This is a genomic window from Devosia insulae DS-56 (assembly GCF_000970465.2).
GTDB lineage: Bacteria > Pseudomonadota > Alphaproteobacteria > Rhizobiales > Devosiaceae > Devosia_A > Devosia_A insulae.
The window spans coordinates 1-7,614 of the sequence record NZ_LAJE02000209.1 but is presented as its reverse complement, the minus strand read 5'-3'; the positions used below and the strand labels follow the sequence as shown (position 1 = coordinate 7,614).

Here is a 7,614-nt window from a genome sequence, read left to right as displayed (position 1 = left end):
CCTCGACGCCGATGACGGCACCCCAGCCGCCGCTCCGGTGCGAGCCGCCCGCTGCGTCCCGCGCCCCGGCCATGGAGCCGGTGCCGGCCAGAATCAGGATGCCGGGCCCGCCGGCGAAGGCGCCGAGATGGGCAGCATCGACATCGTTGAGCAGGCGCTGCGGCACCACGCCGAACAGCTCGCCGATCGCCTGCTGCTGGGCGGCCGAAGCGGCTTCGACTTCGCCAAAGGCCGGCAGCGCCGCCGCCACCCCGGCAAGGCCCGAACCCCCGGCAAACGGCTGCGCCAGTTCGGCCAGCGCCTCGCGCCAGCCGGGGCTTTCGAGCGGGCTGGTGCCGCGGCCGCGTTCCATGCTGATCGCCCGTCCGCCGCGGTCGGCGCTGGCGATAAGGGTCTTGCTGCCGCCGCCGTCGATGCCAACGACAACCGCCTGCTCGGCCGGGGTGACGTGAGAATGACGAGGCATGACGGGGCCCTTCAGCGCTTGGTGTTCCGGCAGGTCGGTGCCGGCAATGGCGATGTGGACCACAACCGGGTGGTTCGCGCCAGCACCTGGTGTGAGCTGCCACTGCTTCTCGCGTGCCGGGCCGGCGAGCTCTGCCGCGCCGTCAAATCTATATGACTTCCCTATGCCAAGCCCGCTCCCTCCACATTGAAATCCGCATGTCAGCGGGCCCAGTTTCATGGTGCCGACGCCGGAAAACCACCGGCGTCGCGAAGTGCAACTGAGGGAGTCGAAGATGGCTCACATTGAATCGAAGGCACCCGAAAACGCCGCCGCCTTGGCAGGCGTCGGACCGGCGTTGGCCTCGCCGCGCGGTAAAGTGGCGCTCGGCTATCTCGCAGCGCTGGCCATGACCGCTGCCGCGACCGCGCTGGCGGTTGGCGTCGACCAGGTGAGCCCGATCCCCAACCTGTCGCTGGTGTTCGTTCTGCCCGTCGTCATCGCCGGCGCCAGCTTTGGCTTTGGGCCGTCGCTCGCCGCCGCGGTGCTTGGCGCGCTGGCCTTCAACTTCTTTCTGACCGAGCCGCGCCTGTCGCTCGTCGTCGATGATCCCTCCAACATCTGGGCCATCGGGCTCTTGTTGCTGGTCGGGGTCATCGTCAGTGCCGTGGCGTTCACCGCGCAGCGCCGGCGGGCCGATGCCACACGGCTCGAAAGCCAGGCGAACGCGCTCAGGCAGTATAGCCGCGACGTCCTGGCCGCCGACACCAGCGAGGCGATCGCCGCGACCACCGCGAAGGCGCTGGCGGGGCTGTTCGCGGCTCCCGCCGCAGTGCTGTTGGTCGCCGGCGGCGAGGTGATGTTCACCAGCAAGACTGGCGCCGCCGAACTCCAGGCGGCCGACCTCGAGGCGGTGCGCACGCTGATGGCCGGCGGCACCGGCTCGCGCGCCGGGGTCTATCCGGAACTGGCCTCGCGCATCGATTTCTGGCCGGTCGGGCAGGGGGCCGGCCAGCAGGCTGTCATCGGCCTCGCTTTCGATCCGGACGACCGCCCCGAGGCGCCGGAGCGGGTCATCGATGTGGTCGCCGCGCTGCTGGCAATGGCGCTGGAGCGGCGGAGCGGGGGCTGAGGAACCTGGCGACGAGCGGTTCACCGCTCGAGGCAAATGGCCACGCCCTGGCCGCCACCGATGCACATGGTGGCGAGGCCCTTATGGGCATCGCGCTTGAGCATTTCGTGGACCAGCGTCACCACGAGGCGCGCGCCTGAGCCGCCCAGCGGATGGCCCAGCGCAATGGCGCCGCCATTGACGTTGATCCGTTCAGGGTCGAGGCCGAGCTCGCGGTTGACCGCAATGGATTGGGCCGCAAAGGCCTCGTTCAGTTCGATCAGGTCGAGCTCGGCAGGAACCCAGCCGGCCTTGGCCAGCGCCGTGCGTGTCGCGGGGACGGGGCCGAGCCCCATTTCCATCGGATCGACGCCGGCAGAGGCATAGGAGGCGATGCGTGCCAGGGGCTGGAGGCCGAGTTCGCCGGCGCGGCGGGCCGACATCACCAAGAGCGCCGCGGCCCCGTCGTTGAGGCCCGATGAATTGCCGGCGGTGACGCTGCCCTCGGCATCGAAGATCGGCCGCAATGCGCCCAACTGCTCGAGCGTGGTGTCCGGGCGCGGATGCTCGTCCGCGCCGATGACGATCGAATCGCGCTTCTGTCGCACTTCGACCGGCACGATCTCGTCGGCGAAACGGCCGGCCTTGATCGCGGCAGCGGCCTTCAGTTGCGAGGCCAGGGCAAACCTGTCCTGCTCGTCGCGGGTGATCTGGTATTTTCGCGCCAGGCGTTCCGCCGTCACGCCCATGTGGACGCCGTTGAACGCATCGACCAGCCCGTCGACCAGCATCGAATCCCGCATGGTGACTTCACCCATCTTGAAGCCGGCGCGGCTGTTTGGCAGCACATGCGGGGCAAGGGTCATCGAGTCCTGCCCGCCGGCGAGAACGATGTCGGCATCGCCCAGCCGGATCGCCTGGGCGGCGAGGTGCAGCGAGCGCTGCCCGCCGCCGCAGACCTGGTTGACCGTCATGGCCGGCACGCCCTGCGGAATGCCGCCGCCGATGGCCGACTGGCGGGCCGGATTCTGCCCGGCGCCGGCCTGCAGAACCTGACCGATCAGTACATCATCAATGGCAGATGGGTCGATGCCGCTGCGCTCGACGATGGCGCGCACCGCGATGGCGCCAAGCGCCGTCGCAGGCAGCTCGGAAAAGGCTCCGCCGAACCGCCCGATGGGGGTTCGCACCGCGGCGACGATGACGGCGTCTTCAATCATTGTGCTCTCGATCCATTCGTCGCACTTGGCGGGGAGGGGACATTGTTGTACCGTTCGGTCCACAAACTGCTTATAGCGAAGCGGTCGCCGCTGGGCCACCCCCAGCAACCCATAACGCGAACCGCCGCAAGGGGAAGAGACTTGGATACCGATATCGTCTGGCGCCCGTCGGAGGCATGGATCGCGGCTGCCAACCTGACGCGTTTTGCCGCCGCCCAGGGGTTTGGCGGCGCTTCCTACGACGTGCTGCACCGCTGGTCGACCAGCCAGCCCGGGGCGTTCTGGAGCGCCGTGTGGGATTTCTGCGGGGTGATCGGCGACAAGGGCAGCGTCAGTTACGTGCCGGCTGCCGATGGCGGGATGCTGGGTGGCCAGTGGTTTCCCGAAGCGCGGCTCAACTTCGCCGAGAACCTGCTGCGCGGCGCCGATGCCGAGCCGGCGATCATCGAGAGCGATGAGGCGGGGATTTCGCGCCGCACGACCCGCGGCGGGCTGCGGGCCGAGGTGGCCCGGGTGGCGGCGGGGCTGCGCGCTGCCGGGGTGGTTGCCGGCGACCGGGTTGCCGGCATCCTGCCCAACCGGATCGAAGCATTGGTCGCTTTGCTCGCCACGGCGGCGCTGGGCGCCACCTGGTCGTCCTGCTCGCCGGATTTCGGCGCGGTGGCCATTCTCGACCGGCTGGGGCAGATCGCCCCCAGGGTGCTGATCGCGACGCCGCGCTACTGCTATGGCGGCAAGGAGCACGATATCTCGGGCCGCATCGGCGAGCTTGCCGCGCAGATGCCCGGCCTCACCGATGTGGTACTGATCGGCGGCGAAGCGCCGGTCGGCGGAGCCCGGGCGCATCGCTGGGAGGATTTCGGCGATGCCGGAGCGCCGCTCAGCTTCACGCGGGTGCCGTTCGCCCAGCCGCTCTATGTGCTCTATACCTCGGGCACCACCGGCAAGCCCAAGGCGATCGTCCATTCGACCGGCGGCGTGCTGCTGCAGCATCTGAAGGAACACCAGCTGCATGGTGACGTGAAACCGGGGGACACGGTCTCATGGTACACCAATACCGCCTGGATGATGTACCACTGGGTGATCTCGGCGCTGGCGTGCAACGCCAGCGTGGTGCTGACCGACGGCGCTGCCATTCCGCGCACCGCCGACGGGCTCGATGTAGGCCTGCTCTGGCGGGTGGCAGCGGAAGCCGGCGTCACGCATTTCGGTATCAGCCCAAAATTCCTGCTGACCGTGGCCGAGGCCGGCTACCGTCCCTCCGAGCGCGTCGATCTCTCGAAACTCCTCTCGGTGCTGAGCGCCGGGGCGCCGGTTGCGCCGGACCAGTTCGACTGGCTCTATGACGCGGTGAAAGCGGACATGATGTTCGCCTCGATTTCAGGGGGCACCGAGATCATCGGCTGCTTCATGATCGGCAATCCGACGCTGCCGGTGCGGCGCGGGCAGCTGACCTGCAAAGCGCTTGGCCATGCCGTCGACGTGCTCGACGAGCGCCATGCCTCGGTGATCGGCAGGAAGGGCGACCTGGTCTGCACCGAGCCGTTCCCCTCGATGCCGCTGACCTTCTGGGGCGAGGGCGGCGACAAGCGTTATCACGACACCTATTTCGCCCAGCGCCCCGGCATCTGGACGCATGGCGACCTCGCCGAGCAGACCATCCATGGTTCGGCGATCATCTATGGCAGGACCGACACCACGCTGAAGCCGGGCGGCGTGCGCATCGGCACGGCCGAGATCTACGCCACGGTCGAGAGTTTCCACGAGGTCGAGGATTGCCTGGTGTTCGGCGCTCCAGTCAGTGGCGACGAGGAGATCGTGCTCTGCCTCAAGCCGATCGAAGGCGGCAGCATTTCGGCGGAACTGGCCGGCCGAATCCGCAAGGCGATCCGCGAGGCGGCGTCGCCGCGGCATGTGCCGCATCGCATCCACGCCATCGCGGCCGTGCCTTACACCCTGAACGGCAAGCGGGTGGAAGGCGCGGCGCGCGCCACCATGCTGGGCGAGGTGGTGAAGAACCGTGACTCGCTCTCCAACCCCGAAGCGCTGGAGATTTTCCGCTCGCTCAGCCGGGACAGCGCCCTGTGAGGCAACCGCTTGGGGCAATTGTCGGCATCGGCGAGCTGAAGCCGGTGCGTTCAACCAAGGGCGCCACGACCCTCGGGATGATCGCCGAGGTGGCGCGGCTGGCGGTGGCGGATGCGGGCCTCGAGCCCGGCGCCATCGACGGGCTGCTGGTCGGCCCGCAGGTCGGCGAAACGCCGCAGCACGTGCCGGCGACGGTGGCCGAATATCTCGGGCTCAGGCCCGACATGGCCAATGTGGTGGATCTGGGCGGTGCATCGGGCGCCGGCATGGTGTGGCGCGCCGCGGCGGCGATCGCCGCCGGGATGTGCGAGACGGTGCTCTGCGTCCTCGCCAATACCCGCGAGGCCGAGCCGCCGCGTTCGCCCAACCGCAACCCGATCCGCGAGTTCGATGTGCCGTTCGGCGCCTCGGGCGCCAACGCCACCTATGCCATGATCAAGCAGCGCCACATGGCGGAGTTCGGCTCGGCCGACGCGGATTTTGCGCTGATCGCCGCGGCGGCGCGCGCCAATGCGCAGAGCAACCCCGACGCGATCTTTTTCGGCAAGCCGGCCAGTGTCGCCGATGTTCTCGCCTCGCCGCTGATCGCCAGCCCGCTGCACCTGTTCGAGATCGTCATGCCGGTGGCGGGTGGAGCAGCGGTGGTGGTGAGCTCAGCTGCGGCGGCCAGGGGGCGGCGGCAGCCGGCCGTGCACCTGCTAGGGGCAGGGGAGAAGGTAACCCATCGTGCTCTGTCGCAGGCGCCGTCGCTGACTTCGGGGCCATTGCAACCGGCCATCGGCCGGGCGCTGGTCCAGGCCGGGGTGCGGATCGCGGAGATCGATATCCTGTCGCTCTACGATTGCTACAGCATCATGGTCGCCACGACGATCGAAGATGCCGGGCTGGCCGCGCCCGGCCGGTTCGGCGACTGGCTGCGTGACGCCGATCTCAGCCGATTGAACCCGCATGGCGGCCAGCTCGGTTTTGGCCAGCCCGACCTTGCCGGCGGCATGACCCATATCGTCGAGGCGGTGCGCCAGCTGCGCGGCAACACGCCGATGCGGCAGATCGCCAATGCCCGCCTGGCGCTGGTCACCGGCAATGGCGCAACGATGAGCGAAGCCACCGCGCTGATGCTGGGAGCGGCGGCATGAACCTCGGCGAACTGAAAGTCCCGGGGCCGACCCGCACTGCGCTCACCGTGCCGTTCTGGGCAGCGGCCGCCGAGGGGCGGTTCATCGTGCAGCATTGCGCGGACTGTGCGAGCTGGGTGTTCTACCCGCGCCAGATCTGCCCCTATTGCTGGTCGCCGCGTCTCGAATGGCGCGAAGCATCCGGGCGGGCGCGGCTCGAGAGCTGGTCGGTGATCCATCGGCCGGGCCATCCCGGCTGGGAGCCGGCGGCGCCCTATGCCATCGGTATCGTGCGGCTGGCCGAGAGGCCGAGCATGCTGAGCCATATCCTTACGGCGGAACCTCGGCTCCACCTGCCGCTGCAGGTCCGCTTCACCCAGGTCGGGGCGGAAATCCTGCCGTGTTTCGAGCCGCAAAATGAGTGATCGGCCGACCCCAGCCGCCTGGCGCATGCTGGTGCTGCTTACCGGGGCGGTGATCCTGTCGATGACCACCTGGTTCTCGGCCACCGCGATCCTGCCGCAGTTGACGGCGCAATGGCAGCTCTCGGGCCTGGCGCAGACCTGGATGACCAATGGGGTGCAGCTCGGCTTCGTCGCCGGGGCGCTGACGCTGAGCCTGTTTAACCTGCCCGATATTGCGCCGCTGCGCCTGTTGATGGGGATCGCGGCGGGGCTGGCGGCGGCGTTCAACCTGCTGCTGCTGCTGGCGCCCTCGGCCGAGGTGGCGATCGTTTTGCGCCTGTTGACCGGGGTGGCGCTGGCCGGGGTCTACCCGCCGGCGCTCAAGCTGGTCGCCACCTGGTTCATTCGCGGCCGCGGGCTTGCCATGGGGGCGATGATCGGCGGGCTGACGCTGGGCTCGGCCTTCCCGCATCTGTTGCGCGCGCTGTTCGCCGGGCTCGACTGGCGGTTCGTCGTGGCGACGGCCAGTGGGTTGACGCTTTGCGGGGCGGGGGTGTTCCTGGCGCTGGTCCGCGAGGGGCCACACCCGTTCAGCCGCGCCGTGTTCGACCCGCGCCAGATTGGGCGGGTGGTGCGCAACCGAGCGGTGGCTTTGGCCAATCTCGGCTATTTCGGCCACATGTGGGAGCTCTATGCCGCCTGGGGCTGGTTCCTGGCCTTTGCCGGCGCAGCCTCGGTAACGGCGGGGATGAGCCCGGCCGAGATCTCGCTGCTGGTGTTCGCCATGGTCGCCTCGGGCTTTGTCGGCTGCCTCGTCGGCGGCCTCATCGCCGACCGCATCGGGCGGACGCTCACCACCATCATCATGATGGCGCTGTCGGGCACATGCGCGCTGCTGATCGGGGTGAGCTTTGCCGGCCCGCTCTGGTTGTTCGTTTCGATCGCGCTGCTCTGGGGCGCCACCATCGTCGCGGACTCGGCGCAGTTTTCCGCCATGACCACCGAGGTCGGCGACCCCGACCTGATCGGCACGGCGCTCGCCTTCCAGCTCGGCATCGGCTTTGCGCTGACCATCGTCAGCCTGACCGTGGTGCCGATGCTGGCTGCGGCCATCGGCTGGCAATGGGCCTTCGCGATATTGGCGCCCGGCCCGCTGCTCGGGATCATCGCCATGCTGCTGCTGCGCCGGCTGCCGGAAGCGGAGCGGATCGCACAGGGGCGGAAGTAGGGG

The 7,614-nt window shown here is 69.0% G+C and carries 6 protein-coding genes and 1 pseudogene; 5 read left to right on the top strand and 2 right to left on the bottom strand.

Going from position 1 to position 7,614, the window contains the following annotated elements:
- Window positions 1-466 (bottom strand): annotated as a pseudogene (locus VW23_RS15080) (N-acetylglucosamine kinase); the annotation flags it as partial.
- A gap of 274 nt (window positions 467-740) precedes the next feature.
- Here VW23_RS15080 and VW23_RS15075 point away from each other — a divergent pair.
- A complete protein-coding gene (locus VW23_RS15075) occupies window positions 741-1,577 on the top strand; it encodes a DUF4118 domain-containing protein (RefSeq protein WP_069910376.1) in 837 nt (278 codons plus the stop codon).
- A 20-nt stretch (window positions 1,578-1,597) separates the two neighbouring features.
- Here VW23_RS15075 and VW23_RS15070 read toward each other — a convergent pair whose 3' ends face one another.
- Window positions 1,598-2,776 carry an acetyl-CoA C-acetyltransferase gene (locus VW23_RS15070; protein ID WP_069910375.1) on the bottom strand — a complete coding sequence of 393 codons (1,179 nt, stop codon included), beginning with the start codon at window positions 2,774-2,776 and terminating at the stop codon, window positions 1,598-1,600.
- Window positions 2,777-2,917: 141 nt separating this feature from the next.
- Between VW23_RS15070 and VW23_RS15065 the strand changes: the two genes are divergently transcribed.
- From VW23_RS15065 to VW23_RS15050, 4 genes are read left to right on the top strand one after another with little or no spacing between them, the layout of a single operon-like run.
- Window positions 2,918-4,864, top strand: coding sequence for an acetoacetate--CoA ligase (locus tag VW23_RS15065; RefSeq protein ID WP_069910374.1), 1,947 nt, complete (start codon window positions 2,918-2,920; stop codon window positions 4,862-4,864).
- Window positions 4,861-6,000, top strand: coding sequence for a thiolase family protein (locus VW23_RS15060; RefSeq protein ID WP_069910373.1), 1,140 nt, complete (start codon window positions 4,861-4,863; stop codon window positions 5,998-6,000). The genes VW23_RS15065 and VW23_RS15060 overlap by 4 nt, the downstream gene beginning before the upstream one ends.
- Entirely contained in the window at window positions 5,997-6,404 is a 408-nt protein-coding gene (locus VW23_RS15055) for a Zn-ribbon domain-containing OB-fold protein (protein WP_069910372.1), read from the top strand. Before VW23_RS15060 ends, VW23_RS15055 begins: the two co-directional genes overlap by 4 nt.
- Complete coding sequence (locus tag VW23_RS15050; protein WP_069910371.1) at window positions 6,397-7,611, top strand: MFS transporter; 1,215 nt, start codon at window positions 6,397-6,399, stop codon at window positions 7,609-7,611. Before VW23_RS15055 ends, VW23_RS15050 begins: the two co-directional genes overlap by 8 nt.
- The last annotated feature ends 3 nt before the right edge of the window (window positions 7,612-7,614 follow it).

What these genes read in the sequence shown, in the direction of transcription:
- VW23_RS15070 (WP_069910375.1), bottom strand. Translation starts at nt 2,776, where the DNA reads ATGATTGAAGACGCCGTCATCGTCGCCGCGGTGCGAACCCCCATCGGG.
- VW23_RS15055 (WP_069910372.1), top strand. Translation starts at nt 5,997, where the DNA reads ATGAACCTCGGCGAACTGAAAGTCCCGGGGCCGACCCGCACTGCGCTC.
- VW23_RS15050 (WP_069910371.1), top strand. Translation starts at nt 6,397, where the DNA reads ATGAGTGATCGGCCGACCCCAGCCGCCTGGCGCATGCTGGTGCTGCTT.
- VW23_RS15075 (WP_069910376.1), top strand. Translation starts at nt 741, where the DNA reads ATGGCTCACATTGAATCGAAGGCACCCGAAAACGCCGCCGCCTTGGCA.